Source organism: Salmonella sp. SAL4457, assembly GCF_046548235.1.
In the GTDB taxonomy this organism is placed as follows: domain Bacteria; phylum Pseudomonadota; class Gammaproteobacteria; order Enterobacterales; family Enterobacteriaceae; genus Salmonella; species Salmonella enterica.
The window spans coordinates 1,270,657-1,289,679 of record NZ_JBGDZO010000001.1; the positions used below are offsets into that span (position 1 = coordinate 1,270,657).

14 protein-coding genes are annotated in these 19,023 nt (G+C 54.6%); 1 reads left to right on the plus strand and 13 read right to left on the minus strand.

Going from position 1 to position 19,023, the window contains the following annotated elements; all coding sequences use genetic code 11:
• Positions 1-137 precede the first annotated feature (137 nt).
• From mukB to cmoM, 4 genes are read right to left on the minus strand one after another with little or no spacing between them, the layout of a single operon-like run.
• Positions 138-4,604, minus strand: a complete 4,467-nt coding sequence (gene mukB / locus ACLJNW_RS06520; protein ID WP_000572738.1) for a chromosome partition protein MukB — start codon at positions 4,602-4,604, stop codon at positions 138-140.
• On the minus strand, positions 4,604-5,308 hold the full coding sequence (mukE, locus tag ACLJNW_RS06525; RefSeq protein WP_000060025.1) for a chromosome partition protein MukE: 705 nt from the start codon (positions 5,306-5,308) through the stop codon (positions 4,604-4,606). The genes mukB and mukE overlap by 1 nt, the downstream gene beginning before the upstream one ends.
• Positions 5,289-6,611 (minus strand): chromosome partition protein MukF, encoded by a 1,323-nt coding sequence (gene mukF, locus ACLJNW_RS06530; RefSeq protein ID WP_023204240.1) that lies wholly within the window; start codon positions 6,609-6,611, stop codon positions 5,289-5,291. The genes mukE and mukF overlap by 20 nt, the downstream gene beginning before the upstream one ends.
• Complete coding sequence (cmoM, locus tag ACLJNW_RS06535) at positions 6,604-7,407, minus strand: tRNA uridine 5-oxyacetic acid(34) methyltransferase CmoM (RefSeq protein WP_001154028.1); 804 nt, start codon at positions 7,405-7,407, stop codon at positions 6,604-6,606. Before cmoM ends, mukF begins: the two co-directional genes overlap by 8 nt.
• Positions 7,408-7,542: 135 nt before the next feature.
• On the opposite strand from cmoM, the gene elyC reads away from it, so the two are divergent.
• Positions 7,543-8,319: an envelope biogenesis factor ElyC gene (gene elyC, locus ACLJNW_RS06540; RefSeq protein WP_000899563.1), complete on the plus strand. Its 777-nt coding sequence runs from the start codon at positions 7,543-7,545 to the stop codon at positions 8,317-8,319.
• Here the strand turns inward: elyC and ACLJNW_RS06545 are convergent.
• The 9 genes from ACLJNW_RS06545 to rpsA form a co-directional block, all read right to left on the minus strand.
• Entirely contained in the window at positions 8,299-9,192 is an 894-nt protein-coding gene (locus ACLJNW_RS06545) for a YcbJ family phosphotransferase (protein WP_000436889.1), read from the minus strand. The genes elyC and ACLJNW_RS06545 overlap by 21 nt on opposite strands.
• Positions 9,193-9,402: 210 nt before the next feature.
• Entirely contained in the window at positions 9,403-10,149 is a 747-nt protein-coding gene (kdsB, locus tag ACLJNW_RS06550) for a 3-deoxy-manno-octulosonate cytidylyltransferase (protein WP_000011576.1), read from the minus strand.
• Positions 10,146-10,328: a protein YcaR gene (gene ycaR, locus ACLJNW_RS06555; protein ID WP_000350061.1), complete on the minus strand. Its 183-nt coding sequence runs from the start codon at positions 10,326-10,328 to the stop codon at positions 10,146-10,148. The genes kdsB and ycaR overlap by 4 nt, the downstream gene beginning before the upstream one ends.
• Positions 10,329-10,379: 51 nt before the next feature.
• On the minus strand, positions 10,380-11,612 hold the full coding sequence (locus ACLJNW_RS06560; RefSeq protein ID WP_024154820.1) for a winged helix-turn-helix domain-containing protein: 1,233 nt from the start codon (positions 11,610-11,612) through the stop codon (positions 10,380-10,382).
• A gap of 43 nt (positions 11,613-11,655) precedes the next feature.
• The gene (lpxK, locus tag ACLJNW_RS06565) at positions 11,656-12,633 is read right to left on the minus strand and encodes a tetraacyldisaccharide 4'-kinase (protein ID WP_071624384.1); all 978 of its coding nucleotides are present in this window, start codon (positions 12,631-12,633) and stop codon (positions 11,656-11,658) included.
• Positions 12,630-14,378, minus strand: a complete 1,749-nt coding sequence (gene msbA / locus ACLJNW_RS06570) for a lipid A ABC transporter ATP-binding protein/permease MsbA (RefSeq protein WP_000551246.1) — start codon at positions 14,376-14,378, stop codon at positions 12,630-12,632. The genes lpxK and msbA overlap by 4 nt, the downstream gene beginning before the upstream one ends.
• Positions 14,379-14,414: 36 nt before the next feature.
• Positions 14,415-16,679, minus strand: coding sequence for a ComEC family protein (locus ACLJNW_RS06575; RefSeq protein WP_024154821.1), 2,265 nt, complete (start codon positions 16,677-16,679; stop codon positions 14,415-14,417).
• 229 nt (positions 16,680-16,908) lie between these two features.
• Positions 16,909-17,193, minus strand: coding sequence for an integration host factor subunit beta (gene ihfB, locus ACLJNW_RS06580; RefSeq protein ID WP_000167332.1), 285 nt, complete (start codon positions 17,191-17,193; stop codon positions 16,909-16,911).
• A gap of 155 nt (positions 17,194-17,348) precedes the next feature.
• Positions 17,349-19,022 (minus strand): 30S ribosomal protein S1, encoded by a 1,674-nt coding sequence (gene rpsA, locus ACLJNW_RS06585; protein WP_000140324.1) that lies wholly within the window; start codon positions 19,020-19,022, stop codon positions 17,349-17,351.
• Position 19,023: the final 1 nt, after the last annotated feature.

Consider the following 19,023-nt stretch of genomic DNA (forward strand, 5'->3'; position numbering starts at 1 on the left):
TAAAGAAAAAGGCGGCTTTCGCCGCCCCAGGCTAATGATAAAGCAGAACTTGTTGTGCCGGATGGCGGCGTAACCGACTTATCCGGCCTTGCCTGATAAACGAGGCGCCATCAGGCACGTCATCGTTTCTGCCGTATTTAACTCGCTTCTGAAGGCGTATCTTCCGTTTGCGTACCGGGAAGCGTTTCCGGAAGCTGCGGCGCAAAGCCACGCAGCCCGACAACATGAACATGCTCAGTATTCTGAAACACTTTACGCACCAGTTTATACGTCGTGCCCTTCTCCGGACTGATGTTTTCCGGCGCGGCGATGATGAGCTGCATCTGCAAACGTTCGCATAGTTCAAACAGCGTGGCGATAGAGCGCGCATCCAGACGCGCCGCTTCATCGAGGAACAGCAGGCGACATGGCGAAATATCTTTCCCGCGCAGTCTGCGCGCTTCGTCTTCCCAGCTTTGCACCACCATCACCAGAATTGACATCCCGGTCCCGATAGCTTCCCCCGTTGATAGCGCGCCGGATTCCGCACGCAGCCAGCCGTCGGACCCACGGTTAACTTCAACTTCCATTTCCAGATAGTTACGGTAGTCCAGCAGCTCCTCGCCGATGGTCTGCGGCGTGCGTTGCCCCATATCGATCTGCGGATTCAGGCGCTGGTACAGTTTCGCCAGCGCTTCGGAGAAGGTCAGACGATTGCTGTTAAACAGATCCTGATGCTGCTCCTGCTGTTCTGAAAGCACATCCAGCAAGGTGGCATGCGTTTCACGCACGTTGACGTTTAACCGCACGCTATTCACCTGGCCAAACGAGACGCTTTGCAAACCCTGGTTCAGCATACGGATACGGTTCTGCTCACGCTGGATAGTTTTGCGGATAATGTTTGCCACGCTGCGGGAACTGATCGCCAGCTTTTGCTCACGCGATGTCAGCTCTTCCGTCAGACGGCTCAGTTCAATCTCCATTTGTTCAATGGCTTCAACCGGATCGTCGGTACGAATAATATCCTGACGAATACGTTCGCGCAGATGCTGGTAAACGGCCACAAAGAACTGGATTTTACGTTCCGGGCGTTTCGGATCTTCCGACAGACGCAATACGTCGCGCAGATGTTCGTTATCCGCGACGGCCAGGCGCAGCGCGCCCAACGCCTTATCCGACATGGAGCGCAGTTCATCCGCCGACAGATAAGCCAGCTCACGACGGTGCAGACGGCGTTCCACGCCATTGTCTTTCACCATCCGCATGACTGCGCACCAGCCAGCTTTCGCGGTCACGACCTGCTCGCGCATTTCATGATAATCACGCTCCAGCTTGCGCAGCTTACGGGTCAGGTTCTCCATCTCCGCTTCGCAGAAGGTGAGCGCTTTCTCAAGCTGATTGCGACGCGAACGGTTATTGCTCAACTGAGCGTGCAGTTCATCCCGACGCTGGCGGGCGCGCTCTTCCGCCCCGCTGTCGGCGCGAACGCCAATATCCTGTAATTCGCGCTGCAAATCGTTAAGCAGCTCTTTTTTCGTGTCGTAAGAGCTTTTTAGCGAGGCCAGAACCTGGCTGTACTGACTTAACTGCGCGGCATGGCTGCGCAGCGCTTCGCGGGCGCGGGTACGCTCGGCTTCCGCCTGCTCCAGCCGCTGGCGCAGCTTTTCGTTGAGATCGCTGTTGCCGCTCAGCATTTCCGCCGAGTCGGAATAGCTGAAATGCGCCCGACGTTCGACAACTTCAGCCAGAGCAAAAGCCTGCTGGCGCGCGTCGCGCTGCATTTGCTGCGACCATGCATAGTCTTCTTTTAATTGCTCAAACTGTTCCGGATCGCTTTGCAGAACGGAAACTACTGGCTCCAGTTTGGCTAACTGGTTTCCATATTGCTGCACAAATCGCGCCGCTTCCTGCGCCTCATCCAACCGCTCCTGAATTTCATCGACCCGATCGGCCAGCGTTTCATCGGCCAATAAATTCAGCCGCGGCAGCAAACGGTTAAGCGCGGAAACGCCCTCTTTGGCCTGCTCAAACTGAAGGCGCTGCTGCTGGTTGTCGCTTTCATGCGTCGCCAGCGCGCGCTCCAGCTCGACGCGACGCCCGTTCAGTCGGCGAATTTCCGCTTCCGGATCGTCCTCAAAGGCAACAGAAAGGTGGCTACCGATAAAACGGCTGAACGCCTGGTGCAAACGCTGGGTTTTCTGCACGTCAAACGAGAGCGTGGCAAAGCGCTCGGAAAGCACTTCCCGTTCCGCATGGAGACTTTCAATACGGTTCTCGCGCGCCGCACGGCCAAAAATAGGCAGCGACGGGAAACGCGAATAACGCCACTGACGGTCGGCAATTTTCACGACCACCGCCTTTTCCAGCTCGTCAACGCTGAATACGCTGTCATCAAAAGACTGCGGATCGCCTTCGATCAGGTACAGATCTTCCGGGCAGTCGGTCAGACCTTCAAGCTGTTCGGCTATTTGCGATAAATCCGGTACGACGATCGCATGGCGCGACGGGCCATACAGTGCGGAAAAGTACGGCGCATCTTCAAGACTGACATCGTCGTAGATTTCCGACAGCAGTACCCCGCCAAAACGCTCCGCCAGCGCATTCAAACGCTGGTCTTCCGCGCCGCCCGGCTGGCTTAAACGTTCGATCTCTTCATCAACCGCATTTTTACGCGCGCCCACTTCGTCGCGTTCGACAATGGCTTCGCGCTCACGCTCCAGTAGCTGTTGCAGGTATTCGGTCACTTCCTGGCTGGACGTAAACTCCTCGCCGCACTGTTCGCTAAGCTGGTTCAGGCTATTCTGCGCCGCCAGCCAGACAGGAGCGCGTTGCATCAGATGTTGAATACGCGACTGAAGCTGCTCCTGCTCCTGACGCAAGGCCATACGCTGTTCGCTGGCTGACGACACGCTATCAGACAAGGACGCTATGCGGGCTTCCAGCTCCTGATGCAGCGCTTCCAGTTCGTCAATATCAAAATTTTTGCCCTGTCGCTTACAGAACTCAGCCAGCAGACGTTCCGCCTCTTGCTGCTCGCGCAGCCGCTGTTCCAGTTCGCTCAGGCGCATCCGCAACGGCTGTACCTGTTCCGCCAGATGACGCTGGTTCACGCCGTCCCGTAACAGCTCGCGCGCCACATCCCAGGCTTCGCTACGCGCCAGCGGGCCGTTGATCGCCGCTACTAGCTGGTAAGCCTGCTCAAACTGGCTGTGCGCGGTTTGCGCCACGCTCATTTTTTGTTCCAACGACAGCAGTTTTTCCGTAGCTTCCTGCTCTTTTGCCTGGAAAGTATCCAGCCATTCGGCGGCGCTTTCCGGCGTTAGATCCGGCAGATGGCAAAGTTCTTTAGCGCGGGCGAGCGCTGATATCGCCTGGTTATACTGAATCGCGCGCGTTTGCTGTACATCCAGCGCCTGCTGGTAATCCGCAAGCTGGCTTTTGAGTTCATCGACTTCCAGCTCGGCGGCTTCGGCACGCGCTTCATTTTCGTCCTGCATTTCGGCGGCTTCCGCCACCACTTCGTTTTGCTCTTCGAGTCGAATCTGCAGCTCTTCAAGATCCGCTTCGTAGCGTTCAATTTTTTCCTGCTGACGCAGCGCGGTTTGCACCAGATTCAGGTGATCGCTCGCCGCCTGGTAATCCGCCTCAAGAGAACCTTCGGCACCGTTATGTTCGCCCAACTCACGGGCCATATCGACGTGCTTGTACTGCTCCGCCGCCAGCTGCTTGCGCGATGTGTACAGTTCGCGTCGAAACGCCAACGCCTGATCAAGGTGAACCCGACGCTCATTGGCGTGGCGCATATAATCTGCCGCCACATAATCGGTGGCTTCGCTGATCAAATGCTTAAACAGATCGCGATCGGATTGGGTAACACGAATCGCTTCCAGCGTGAGTCGGTTCTCGCGCAGCGCCGCTTCCATATCCTGGAATGCCTTGCGCACGCCGCTGTTTTCCGGCAATAAATAATCGCGTAGCGATCGGGTAATGGCGCTGGAGATCCCGCCGTACAGCGAGGCCTCTATCAAACGATAGAATTTACTACGATCGGAAGCGGAGCGCAGACGACGGGCGATAATCCCTAAGTCAAACATCAGCGAATGATAATCGGTGATGGAGTTAAACTGCTTAAACTGCACGCCTTCCATCTCGTCAAGCTTGTCTTTCAGCTCAGCAAGCGACAGTACGCGCGCCTGACGTTCGTTTAATGTCTCCGTCACCAGTTGTGTCGGCTGTACCGACATCGGCAGCCCCTGAATAGCGAACGGTTTGATGTCCACTTTGCGATCGCGCCCAGCGACCTGCTGCAGACGCACGCCGACCACCACCCGCTGATGGCGGGAATTAATGGTGTCGAGCATGGAGTAACAGACGCCCGCCTTCAGCTTACCGTGCAGACCTTTATCGCGCGAACCGCTGGTGGCGCCGGCTTCCGTGGTGTTACGAAAGTGCAGTAATGTAAGATCCGGGATCAGCGCCGTGACGAACGCCGCCATCGTCGTGGATTTCCCGGCGCCGTTGCCCCCGGATAACGTCGTGACCAGTTCATCCAGGTCAAAAGTGCGGGCAAAAAAACCGTTCCAGTTAATCAGCGTTAGCGAGCGAAATTTACCGCGTTCAATCATTATTCTTCCTCTCCACTGTCCGGCTGACTCTCTTCGGTCTCATCATTAAGTTGCAGATGGTTTTCAATGGGCATCGCTTCCCCGTCGCGGATGAGACGACGCTGCGCCTCGCGAGGATCGTCGCCGGCGCGGACATCCGCGCCAAAGCGGAAGACCGATTCGGTAATGCGGAATTTGCTACTGTCGTGGCCCATAAACCATACCATGCCCAAACGACGCAGGCGGTTTAAAGAAGAACGCACCTTTTCCTGCAGTTTCTGACGATCAACGTCAGATCCCGTCGAGCGGTTATTCACCAGCTTTAGCAGTTTGGCTTCGTCCGCAAGGGTAAGCAGCTCGTCGTACAACTCTTGCTGAGTAAAGATCCCTTCGTTGGCCAGACGCTCCGGGCTAAGATAGAGGTAGCAGAGAATTTTACCGACCATCATATCCAGTTCGGATAACACCGAGCGCGGGATAAGCGTGGTAGAACGCGGACGCAGGTAGAAGAACCCCTCCGGCGCGCGAATCAGCTCCACGTTATAACGCGCGTAAAACTCTTCCAGGTATTCCTGAAAATCCATCAGAAAGGCATGATTATCCAGTTCGTCCAGCCCGATGTGGCGGCCCGAACGTAATGCGCTATCCAGCGCCGGAAATAACGGATTCGCCAGCGCCTGCGCCAGCTTAACCGGCATCACTTGTTCAATATTTGTCAATGACATGCGCCTGTACCTTGGCTCCGTAATCATTAATCGGCTGCCATTTGGCTGGCAGTCCGGTGAAATCTGCTTGCGCTACGCCAAGACGTACCGCTTGATCGATAACAATACGCGCCACGTCGAAATGACGCGCGCGCGGGTATTGCGCCAGATACTCGCGCACCACCAGCCCAAGATCCAGTGGCGTTTGTCTGGTTTTGTAGATAGCCAGCTGTTCCTCAATGATGGCCGCTAACTGCTCGCGGATCTCGTTAAACTCTTCATATTCCAGATCCGGCGGCAACTCCCCGGTGACTTCATCGTCACGCAACGCCATCTCTTCATCGCGCATATCCAGCAGACGATCGGCATTCGCGTAGGTTAGCGCCCAGGGATCGTCAAAATAAGTCTGCACGGACTGGCGCAACCGCTGGGCGAAGACACGGTTTTTATCCATATCGATCGCGGTACGGATAAATTTATGCACGTGACGATCGTAGCCGATCCATAAATCAATAGACTGCTGACCCCAACTGATAATGCGGTCGAGTTTACTTTGTAAGTCAAACACCAGCCTGTCGACAAAATGCAGATCGTCGTGCATCATCGTGGCATCCTGAATGCGCAGCAGGTTAGCCTGCAGCTTATCGCCCGCCGCCTCCAGCGTATCCTGCAACTCGCGCAGCGTACCGGACGTTTCAGAAAGCAGCAGTTCACAGCTGGAAATCGCCGCCCGCCAGTCTTTATTCAGCAGTTGTGCGATATCGTCTTTCACCTGCTGCTGCTGTTCATCCATGATGCGCTGGGTGAGATCGATACTGTCGAAAATCTCCGCCACCGAATATTTCAATGGCGCGTAAACGTTGCGATGCCAGTGGAACTCATCGCCACCCTCCGCTGCCGCATCCGCCGCGCGCTTCAATTCGCCGGCCACAATCGACAACTGCATAGAAAGACGCAGCGTAGAGAATTCGCGTTGACGAATGTAGTAATCGGTGATGCCAATCCCGAGCGGGGTTAATCGGTAAATCGCATTGCCTTCAGCCTGCTCGCTGGTAAAGCGGTTCAGCAGACGTTGACGCACCATATCGTTAATCGCGTTGTTCGCGCGCACGCCGATGGTTTCGCTGGTTTGCTCAAACGCATCACTCACATGGCGGAATGCATCCACCAGCTCGCCTTCACTCATCTCGCCGTCAAGGCGTTCGCCGTTCAACGTGGCGACCGCCAGCAGAAAGGAAAGTCTGTCTACCGGCAGCGAGATGGAAAAGTCGTTTTTTCTGGCCCAGGCAACCAGTTCGGGGACTGTCTGGGAAAATTCACTCATAGGTTATCCTTGCATCTGCGGCTAGCGCCGGGCTTTTAATCGCGGTGACATGAATGTAGCGCCCAAGGCTAATATACGGCTCCTGGCGGCAATAACGCGTTTCCAGTTCGACCAGGGTCTCATAACAGTCACGCTGCTGGTGTTTTTCACGCAGATAATCATGAAACACACGCACGCCGGTTTTACCGGTAATCTGCCAGCCAATCGCCTCCAGCCACTGGTACACCTGCGCGGGGTCGCGCGGGTAGTCAGGCGACAGCGTGCGCTTCTTGCGTTTAGGCATCCCCGCCTGCACGTAGTCAAAATTACCCGCCACCATATTGTGCATCAGCAAACCGTTAGCGTTATAGAACATCAACGACAGCACGCCGCCAGGGCGCAATACTGACCAGAGCGTTTCTAATACGCCGACAGGATCGGCTACCCACTCCAGCACAGCATGAAACAATATCAGATCAACCGGGCTTTCCAAATGCGAAGCGACGTCCTGAGCCGGGCATTGTATAAAATGCATGTCTTTGCTCACACCTTTTGCCTCGGCCGCCTGCCGCGCGCGGGCGATCATTTCGCCAGACAGATCGCATAATGTTACCTGATGGCCGCGTTCCGCCATCTTAATCGCCGTTTGCCCTTCGCCGCCGCCGGCATCCAGTACCCGCAGTTTTCGCCCGCCAATCTCCTCCAGCACGCGATCCAGGTCTTGCCACAGAATGGCTTGCCGCAGTTGTCCTTTGGTCGTGCCGTAAATGTTACGGGAAAACTTTTCAGCAATGTCATCAAAATTGCGATCCTGCATCGGACTCTCCACAGGCTGGCTCAGGCGTTATCTGATAAAACCGCTATTTTGTCACAGCCGCGGCCAGAATGAACCTGTCTGGTGTAATATCACCGTTAATCCTCCGCTATATGGTTAAAAAAGGAACCAAAAAGGATGCTTTTTACGCTAAAGAAAGTGATTGGCGGTATGTTATTGCCGCTTCCGCTGATGTTGCTGATGATTGGCGTCGGCCTGGCGCTGCTCTGGTTTAGCCGCTTTCAGAAGACCGGAAAAGTATTTATCAGCGTAGGTTGGCTGGCGCTATTGCTTTTAAGCCTGCAACCCGTCTCTGACCATCTGCTGCGTCCGATAGAAAACCGCTACCCTACCTGGCAGGGTCCGCAAAAGGTGGAATATATTGTGGTTCTCGGCGGCGGTTATACCTGGAACCCGCAGTGGGCGCCGAGCTCTAATTTAATTAACAACAGCTTGCCGCGGCTGGCCGAAGGCATCCGGCTGTGGCGCGCGAATCCGGGAGCCAGGCTGATTTTTACCGGCGGCGTAGCAAAAACCAATACGGTAAGCACGGCGGAGGTCGGTGCGCGGGTGGCGCAGTCGCTGGGCGTACCGCGTAGCGATATTATTACGCTGGATAAACCAAAAGATACGGAAGAAGAAGCCGCCGCCGTTAAGCAGGCCATCGGCGACGCCCCTTTCCTGTTGGTAACCTCCGCCTCGCATTTGCCGCGTGCGATGATTTTCTTTCAGCATGCCGGGCTGAATCCGCTTCCCGCGCCGGCGAATCAGTTGGCGATCGATTCGCCGCTCAATCCCTGGGAGCGGGCAATTCCGTCCCCGGTCTGGCTGATGCACAGCGATCGCGCTGGGTATGAAACATTAGGGCGACTTTGGCAATGGCTGAAAGGCATATCAGGCAAGCCAGGGGAGTAATGATTTCGCCGCCAGATCAAAATTGGTACGGTTAAAACGTCCGGTATTGACCAATTGCGCAACCTCGTCCCACAGCACATAGAGCCAACGCCGCCAGATGAAGGACTCCGCCACTGGCGCGCGTTGCAGATAATGCCAAAGCAATCCCTCCGCCAATGGATTATCCATCAGGCGAAACAGTTCGAACTCTCTCGGCGCCCACAGCATCAGCCCGGGGCCGACCATCGCCAGAAGCTGATCGCTACGGGCGTCTTTAAGCATACTGCGCAGGCAGAAGTTGCCATGCACCAGTACGCAGTTATCGTTAAACCCTTCAAATAACGAAGGAAGACATTCTCTGGTACGAAACAGAATGCGTCTGTCCTGCATCGTCAGGCCGGTATTGCTGAACTGATTTAGCGTCGTCCACAGCACCTCCACCCGCTGACGATACCAGGAAGGCCAGATATTCTCCTGAGTATGGTCTACAGCGCCCACGCAACCGCGGCTATCCTGCCGATGCCAGGCTAACAATCCTTCGACAATCTGATCTTTTAGCTGTTCCCAGCGTTCCGGAGTGCGCGCCGGCGCCTCTACCGGTACACCGCGCAGTCGTTCCAGCAGCAGCACATCCGGACCAGGATGCTCTTCATGCGTCAATACGCCATAGATTACCGGCATCCTCACCGTACCGCTACGCGCCAGCATTGAGGTTTTCCAGGCCAGTTGCTGCGCAACGCCGGGAGTGGTAAAACTTCGCGCCATCAGCGGCATCGGAATGCCCTGGCTGTCATATAATGACCACAATGCGGAATCCGCTTTCTCATTCACGCACTCTATACGGCTAAGTTTTTCACCCAACAAATGACTGAGTTCGGCCCGCAACTGTTCCATTCCAGATTACCCCCATTAGTGCTACTGCTTTAATAATGAGCGTCGTATGGACAGATGTCACCCGTATCAGATCAAGGGAAGAAAAGAAAAATGAGGAAAATCGTAACGGTACGAGAAAGCTGCCACTAGTGAGCAGACGTGAGTATTCATCTTTGCGCTACCATACCGAGCTGTTCATGACCGTCTAAGGCGATCATGAACAGGATCATGTTAACGCATTTCAGCGCGTACGCGCTCCAGGTCGTCGGCGGTGTCTACGCCCGTACCGGGCACCGCTTTGGCGACGGCGACATGAATTTTTTCGCCGTACCACAGCACACGGAGTTGCTCCAGCATTTCAATATGTTCCAGCGGGCTGGGTTGCCAGCTCACGTAACGGCGGATAAAACCCGCGCGATAGCCATAAATGCCCAGGTGACGCAGGCAAGTATCCCCTACCGTTTCCAGACTTTTTGCAAAGCGGTCGCGATCCCAGGGAATCGTCGCCCGGGAAAAGTAAAGCGCATAGCCTTCAGCATCCAGCACGACTTTTACCGCATTCGGGTTAAACGCTTCTTCGGCGCTGTGAATCGGCACCGCCAGCGTCGCCATGCCAACCTGGCGCTGCGCCAGATTTTCCGCGACCTGGCGAATAATAACCGCCGGGATCATCGGCTCATCGCCCTGAACGTTCACAATAACGGTATCGTCGCTGAATCCGCACTTCTCTACCACTTCCGCCAACCGTTCGGTGCCGGACTGGTGATCGGCGCGCGTCATGCACACTTCGCCGCCAGCCGCTTCTACCGCACGAGCCACGTCTTCATGATCGGTGGCGACAATAATGCGTTCCGCGCCAGATTCGCGCGCCCGCTCCAGGACATGAACAATCATGGGCTTACCATTAATATCCACTAATGGTTTGCCTGGCAGTCGGGTAGATGAAAAACGGGCCGGAATGATGACGACGAAACTCATGATTTACTCTCATCAGATGTCAGGGCGCGAGCTTCATTTTCCAGCAATACAGGAATGCCGTCGCGTAACGGGAAAGCGAGATTATCCAGTTTGCAAATTAATTCTTGCTGTTCCTGGTTATACCAGAGTTTACCGTTACATACCGGGCAGGCGATGATTTCAAGCAGACGATGATCCATAGTTCCTCCAGATGGACCGGATTGTGAATCCTTCAATATTAACATAATCGGTTATGGTGCAGGGTCTATTTCCCAGCCATGACGCATGGCGCTAAACAGGCCTGGCGGACATTGTCCCAGCGTCACGCGCGATGCCCGTTGCCAGGCAGCAAACGCGCTAATGGCCTGCCAGATTCCTTTTTGCAGACTAACGCCAGGGCGAATATCGTCCTCCAGATACAGCGAGATAACCTCAAGTACCCCCGTTTTACGGTGCATTTTGGCGTCCATTCGCCCGACTAAACGGCCATGGTATAATAGCGGCAGCACAAAATAACCGTACTGGCGCTTCGCCGCAGGCGTATAACATTCCAGCCGATAGTTAAATCCGAAAAGCTGCGCTGCCCGCTTGCGATCCCATACCACAGGATCGAAAGGCGACAGCACTGCGCTATGGGTCGCCTTTAAGGCGTTATTTAGCGCCGGTTCAAGCTGCGAAAGAAGATCGGCATGAAGCCACATCCGCCCCAACGTTTCCACCTCGACCGGAATAATCTGCTGCTGTTCCGCCCGGCTCTCCCGCCATCCCTTCAGGTCAGGACGTTTCAGGCGGTAGTAATCCGCCAGCCACTGTTCACGGAAAATCCCCAGACTGCGCGCGCTATTATCCAGCATCAGGCTTTCCGCCTGCGGCTGTGACAGTCCATCGCGTTCATCATCCCAGTGCGGCATCACACGGGGCGTTAAATCATATACACGTTGAAAATTACGCCGCTCAACAACCATGACTTTTCCGGCGGTAAATAAACCCTCAAGGTGGCGTTTATGTGGTTTCCATTCCCACCAGCCGCTGACGCCTTTCTGCGCATGTTCAAAATCGGCAGATCGCACCGGACCGTGCTCCTGAATATGCCGCACTAGCTGTTCTATTTCCTCCGCGTGCTCATGCATCCATGCCGCGCGATATTTCCAGCCCATCTTTTCCGGCGACAGCATACGATGGCGGATAAGTTTAAAGTCGCGGCGTGGTAAGAAACAGGCCTCATGCGCCCAGTATTCCATTAACTCGCCGCGTCGCAGCGCCTCATCCAGCCAGGCCTGCGGGTACGAACCGAGACGGCTAAACAGCACCAGATAGGGGCTACGTGCGACAACATTGATGGTATCAATTTGCAGCAACGCCATGCGTGAGATGGCGGCAAGAACATCGCCAGGCATCGCGCTACGGCGCGGCTTTTTCAATAGCCCCTGCGCAGCAAGGTGAAGACACCGGGCCTGGGAAAGAGAAAGGTACGGCAATGACATTCATGACTTCATAAATTCATCACTGCCGCTGCATTGGGGGACGCTAGCGAACCAGCGAGGTGATATGTTCAAGCAACTTATCTGGCTGCTCACCGGACAAACGCGCATCAACCGGTAAGAACCACCAGTTATCTTCGGCAAAAGCACGGCATTTCACCGCGTCTTTTTCCGTCATTACCAGGGTCTGCCCTTCACCGACCAACGCCTGAACGTCAGCAGGGGCGAGCGTTTGATGATCGGCCAGCGGGACGCACTTTTGCGGATGCGCGCCACAGGCTTCCAGCGTGGCGAAAAAGCGCGGCGGATGACCGATGCCCGCCATCGCCACAATATTGCTCAGTTGCGCCACATCGCAACGCGCTCCCGTACGTAAGTTCACCGCCAGTCCAGGCACTAGCTGCATGGGGATTTCGCCCGCCCGGGCGACGCCGCCATTGACGATAGCGGCGTCTACGGTTTTCAGGCGACTGGCGCGTTCGCGCATAGGACCGGCAGGAAGCCACCAGCCGTTGCCAAAACGACGCACCCCGTCAATCACCACAATTTCAATATCTCGCGCGAGTCGGTAATGCTGCAACCCATCGTCAGTGATAATAATCTGCACATTATGCGCCGCCAGAATCGCTTTCACCGCCGCGGCGCGTTCAGGCGCTACCGCGACAGGCGCGCCGGTCCGTTGATAAATCAATACCGGTTCATCTCCCGCTTCTGCGGTTGTCGTCTCCGGCGTCAGGAGCAGCGGATAAGCGGCAGCTTTCCCGCCGTAGCCGCGGGAAACGACCCCCACGCGCACGCCACGCTGTTGCAGCTTTTCCACCAGCCAAATAACTACGGGGGTTTTACCGTTACCGCCAGCCGTAAGATTCCCTACCACAACCACCGGTACCGGCGCTCGCCAGGCGCGTTTAAAACCAAGCTTATAGCTCAGACGAATCGCCCCGCTCACCAGGCCATACAGCCAGGAGAGCGGCAACAGTAACCGCCATAGCGGGGATTCACCCGACCAGATACGCGCAATCATTGGCCAAATTGCATCTTATGTAGCTGGGCGTAAACGCCGTGTTGCGCCAGCAACTCGCTATGAGTGCCGCGCTCAACGATAATACCGTCTTCGACTACAACGATCTCATCCGCCTGTTCGATGGTGGAGAGACGGTGCGCAATCACCAGAGAGGTACGGTTTTTTTGCAGCTCATCCAACGCGGCCTGAATCGCACGTTCGGACTCGGTATCCAGCGCGGACGTAGCTTCATCAAGGATCAGAATCGGGCTGTCGCGCAGTAAGGCGCGGGCAATCGCGATACGCTGGCGTTGACCGCCGGAAAGCAGTACGCCGTTTTCGCCGATAATGGTATCCAGGCCATTATCCATCTTGTTGATAAAGTCCATGGCATAGGCCATGCGCGCCGCCTCTTCAATCTGCTCGCGGCTGTATTCTTCCGTCCGGGCATAAGCAATGTTATTAGCGACCGTGTCGTTAAACAGATGCACGTTTTGCGAAACCAGCGCCACCTGATTACGTAGAGAGGCCAGAGTGTATTCGCGTAGATCGTGACCATCCATCAGGATGTGTCCTTCATCAATATCGTAGAAACGGGTGATCAGACTGGCGATAGTTGATTTACCCGATCCGGAACGCCCCACCAGCGCCACGGTTTTCCCGGCAGGAATTTTCAAATTGATGTTACGCAATGCCGGCACTTCACGGCCCGGGTAAGTAAACGTCACATTGCGGAATTCGAGATCGCCGGTCGCGCGGTCAATGACACGTTTACCTTCATCTTTCTCCTGTTCGCTGTCCAGAATCGCAAACAACGTCTGACAAGCCGCCATCCCACGCTGGAACTGCGCGTTAACGTTTGTCAGCGATTTTAATGGACGCATCAGCGCGATCATGGAGGAGAATACCACGGTGATGGTCCCTGCCGTCAGGCTATCCATTACGCTTGGGAAGCTCGCAGCATAGAGGACAAACGCCAGCGCCAGCGAGGCAATGAGCTGAATGATAGGATCGGAAATTGACGAGGCAGAGACCATTTTCATGCCTTGCAGTCGCATCTTATTGCTGACTTTATCAAAGCGTTTAGTTTCGACTTCCTGACCGCCGAAAATCAGTACCTCTTTGTGTCCTTTCAGCATTTGTTCAGCGCTGGTAGTCACTTGTCCCATCGTGTTCTGCATATTTTTACTGATGCTGCGGAACCGCTTTGAGACAACGCGAATCGCAATCGACACAATCGGCGCTAAAACAACCAGGATGATCGACAGCTGCCAGCTGTAATAGAACATCATGATAAACAATCCGATGATCGATGCCCCTTCACGCACCACGGTAATCAGCGCGCCAGATGAAGAAGAGGCAACCTGTTCTGAATCGTATGTAATACGCGACAGCAGCGTACCGGTAGACTGTTTATCAAAGAAGGCGACGGGCATTCCCATCATATGGCCAAACAGGCGACGGCGCATGGTCATTACCACCTTGCCTGACACCCATGAAATACAGTAGCTGGAGATATAGCTAGTGATGCCTCGTAATATCATCAGCCCAATAACCACCAGCGGCATCCACAGCAACACTGAGCGATCCGTTTTACCGAAACCATCATCCAGTAATGGCTTGAGGAGCGATAGCATGAAGGTATCGCTGGCTGCGTTGAGAATTAACGCTATGCCCGCCACGATCAGACCTGCTTTAAAAGGCGCTATGGTTGGCCACAGTCGGCGGAAGGTCTGCCACGTAGAGAGATCTTTATCGTTATGCATTCAAAAAACCAGCATTTGTTGAAATAGCCGCATATTCTACCCGTTATCCTCGGACACGCCAAACCACTGATGATACCAGCGAGGTAAAATTTGATCCCGTAAGCCTTGTATGCGCCAGCCCTGCGGAGAAAACCGCAGCGAAATTTGCCCCTGGTGGGGTGTATCAAACCACTGATACGCCTGCTGTCGGTAGCGCTGTTTTACCTTGCGGGACGGCAGCCGCCATGCGTTATAGCGCGATGCGGACGCCAGCGCCGCTTCACCATGTACGCGCTGAATAAATGGTAGCGACGACGACGTATTACTACCATGATGCGGCACCTGGATAAACGTCGCCGCAAGATGTCGCCAGTAACGACTTAGCATTTTTTGTTCAGCGCCCGCTTCAATATCGCCCGTGAGCAGGATGCTATGTACGCCGTCATCCACTTTGACCACACAGGAGCGGTTATTTCCTCGATCGGCACTTTCGCGTAACGGCCAGTGCGCCTGAAACGTTAGCCCCTGCCATTGCCACTGCTCACCGCGAAAACAGGGCAAATGTCCCTGCCAGCCTAACGGGCTGCGAATCCACATTGACGGCCAGACCTGCTGTAGCGAACGCAGCCCGCCCCGATGATCCAGATGCTCATGACTCAAAATAACGCCCTCCGGCGTCAGATTATGCCAGCGCAACCAGGGAATAATAACCTGTTGCCCGCTGTCGCCCTCCGGCCATGCCCGACCGGTATCGTAGAGTATTACTTTATCGCCCCTGACGATCGCTATCGCCAGCCCCTGACCAACATCCAGCATATGCACCTGCCATCCACTGGCGTTTATCGGCCGCCAGAGTGGCCAGCTCATCAACAATAACCCGCATAAACAGGCCGCCGGCCAGGTACGCCAGACGTTTAATCGCCACGCGATAAGCATTAGCCAGGGCAAAAACGTCAGCCACTGCCAACGGTTATCAATATTCACCCAGCCCTGCGGTAAAGCATTCAACAGGTAAAATAGCGCGGCTAACGCGCGATCGGTCAGGTACCATACCCACTCTTCAAGAAAAAACGGCCCGGTTAAATGCAGAATCATTCCCGCCAGGATGAGCGGAACCGTCACAAATGTGACCCAGGGTACGGCAAAAAGATTCGCCAGCATTGCGGTAACGCTTATGCCATGAAAAAGCGCCACCTGGAGAGGCAAAAGCAGAAGTGTAATGCCTGCCTGTAGGTGAAGCAGGTTAAGCAACCAGCGTAAGCCTCGTGGAAAATTTCCGTTTGGCGCAGGAAACCACTGATACCAGAATAACAGGCCGGCAACCGCAAATGCTGACAGCCAAAGACTTTGTGATATAACCGCCACAGGATCGGCGAAAATAATCGCGGCCAGACAGCAGCACCAGACTTGCCAGCCGCTCCACTGTCGTCCGCTTAATTTTAATCCTCCCCAGACGCTCAGTGCCGCCACCGTGCGCAGCGCAGGCGGTTGTAAGCCGGTAAGCCAGGCATAACATATCGCGCAAAGAATGCCGCCCAGCAATGGCGTCTGCCAACGAATCCATCTGACCGGCAAAAAGAATTGTCCGCCACGGATTAATCCGGCAGCCAATAACGCGGCAAAAGCGATATGCAGGCCGGAAATCGCCATCAAATGGGCAGTCCCCGTATCGCGCATAACGGCCTTCACCTCCTGCGACACCGCTCCCCGCTCCCCCATTCCCAACGCCAGAATAACCTGCTGCCACGGATAAGGCGCAAGCGTAGCGCGAAGCGAAGCAAGATAGCGCCCACGCAAGCTACACTCAGGGTTAATCGCTTTAGCCTGTAGAAAACGCCCGGTCAACGGTTGGTGCTGCGCTAGCGCGTAACGCTGGCTATCAAAACCGCCTTCGTTAAGCTGTCCGTGTACCGCTCTGACCTTCAGCGTCATCGCCCACTGTTGCCCGGCACACACTTCCGTGGGTAAGTACTGGCCATGCAGGACAATCCCTACAGCAGGAAAGAGCGGCTTTCCGCGCAAATGGGTGATTCGCCCATAATGAGTGGTCATATGATCGGTGGCAGTAATGACGACTGTCGCCTCCTGCGTCGCGGCGGGCAGGACGTTTCCCGCCCAGATGGCCTGCCTGGCGGCAAATATCCCCCACATGAAAAAGAGCAAAGTTAATGCCGCGTAGCGCGCATAGTGATGGGGTATGAGGCAAAGCAAACATGCCAGACAAAGCAGCACCGCGAGAATCCACGTGTCAGGTAATACTGGCAATATCATGAGCGGAAGTATGCCGCATACTACGCATACGCTGACCGTCGTTATCTTCATAGACACCTCCCTGTGCGGGAAAGTGTGCAGGTTCAGGACGCCATTGTCTGGAGGGGATTTTGTGCTATACGGCGCGGATTCCAGGTTTTTTACCTGATAAATGTAAGACGCAGCAAAAAATGCGAAACGTTTTCCAGTTTTCGGTCGAATAGCGTTTGCGCCTGACGGCGTATAAATGAAAAAAGCACCCTGACGGTGCTTTTTTCGGGTTCAAGTTTTGCGTTAAAACTTAACCGTAAATATTGGCGCGATCGCGCAGTTCTTTACCCGGTTTAAAGTGAGGAACGTATTTTCCTTCCAGTTCCACTTTATCGCCGGTCTTGGGGTTACGTCCGGTACGAGGCGCGCGGTAATGCAAAGAAAAACTGCCGAAACCGCGGATTTCAATACGCTCGCCCTGCGCAAGAGTCGAGGCCATATGCTCCAGCATCTCTTTTACCGCGTCTTCAACCGCCTTAGCGGGAATGTGAGATTGCTGGGTTGCAAGTCTTTCAATCAATTCTGACTTGGTCATAATTCCTCCGGTTCCTTAAAGGCAAATTGGCTGCAGCCGTGAGATTGATTAAGGGCGGCCGTAGCCGCCCTTAGTGCTTGATTACAGGCCGAAACCTGCAATCTGTCAAGTAATCTCGTTATACTTCGGACTAAAAGACCCGAAGTTTCAGAGGATTACTCGCCTTTAGCTGCTTTGAATGCTTCAGCCATTGCGTTGTTAGAGAAGTTTGCATCTTCCTGTTTGTTAACAGTTGCGATGGCATCTTTCTCGTCAGCTTCGTCTTTCGCACGAACAGACAGGCTGATTGCGCGGTTTTTACGATCAACGCCGGTGAATTTAGCTTCAACGTCGTCGCCAACGCTCAGAACCAGAGTCGCATCTTCAACGCGGTCACGGGATGCTTCAGAAGCACGCAGGTAACCTTCAACGCCGTCAGCCAGTTCTACGGTTGCGCCTTTCGCGTCAACTGCAGTGACTTTACCGGTTACGATAGCGCCTTTCTTGTTCAGAGCAACCCAGTTGTTGAACGGATCTTCTGCGAGCTGTTTAACGCCCAGGGAGATACGTTCACGTTCTGCGTCAACCTGCAGAACAACTGCAGCGATTTCGTCGCCTTTTTTGTATTCACGAACTGCTTCTTCGCCTGCAACGTTCCAGGAGATGTCAGACAGGTGAACCAGGCCGTCGATGCCGCCGTCCAGGCCGATGAAGATACCGAAGTCAGTGATAGACTTGATTTTACCTTCAACGCGGTCGCCCTTGTTGTGGGTTTCTGCGAACTGCTGCCACGGGTTAGATTTGCACTGCTTCAACCCTAAGGAGATACGACGACGTTCTTCGTCGATATCCAGAACCATCACTTCCACTACGTCGCCAACGTTAACCACTTTGGACGGGTGGATGTTTTTGTTGGTCCAGTCCATTTCGGAAACGTGAACCAGGCCTTCAACGCCTTCTTCGATTTCAACGAAGCAGCCGTAGTCGGTCAGGTTGGTCACGCGACCGGTCAGTTTGGTACCTTCCGGATAACGTTTAGCGATAGCAACCCACGGATCTTCGCCCAGCTGTTTCAGGCCCAGGGATACACGGGTACGCTCGCGGTCGAATTTCAGCACTTTCACGTTGATTTCGTCGCCAACGTTCACGATTTCGCTCGGATGCTTAACGCGTTTCCATGCCATATCAGTGATGTGCAGCAGGCCGTCAACGCCGCCCAGATCAACGAATGCACCGTAGTCAGTGAGGTTCTTAACGATACCTTTAACTTCCATGCCTTCCTGCAGGTTTTCCAGCAGCTGATCGCGTTCTGCGCTGTTTTCGGATTCGATAACGGCACGACGAGAAACCACAACATTGTTACGTTTCTGGTCCAGCTTGATTACTTTGAATTCAAGCTCTTTGCCTTCCAAGTGCAGAGTGTCACGCACCGGACGAACGTCTACCAGAGAACCTGGCAGGAACGCGCGAATACCGTTCAGCTCAACAGTGAAGCCACCCTTAACTTTGCCGTTGATAACACCGGTAACAGTTTCAGCATCTTCGTAAGCTTTTTCCAGCGTGATCCATGCTTCGTGACGTTTAGCTTTCTCACGAGAGAGCAGAGTTTCACCGAAGCCGTCTTCTACTGCATCCAGAGCAACGTCAACTTCGTCACCAACCTGGATTTCCAGTTCGCCCTGGGCGTTTTTGAACTGCTCAGCCGGAATGGCAGACTCAGATTTCAGACCGGCGTCAACCAGTACTACGTCTTTGTCGATAGCAACAACAACACCACGAACGATGGAACCCGGGCGGGTTTCGATTTCTTTTAAGGATTCTTCAAAGAGTTGAGCAAAAGATTCAGTCATG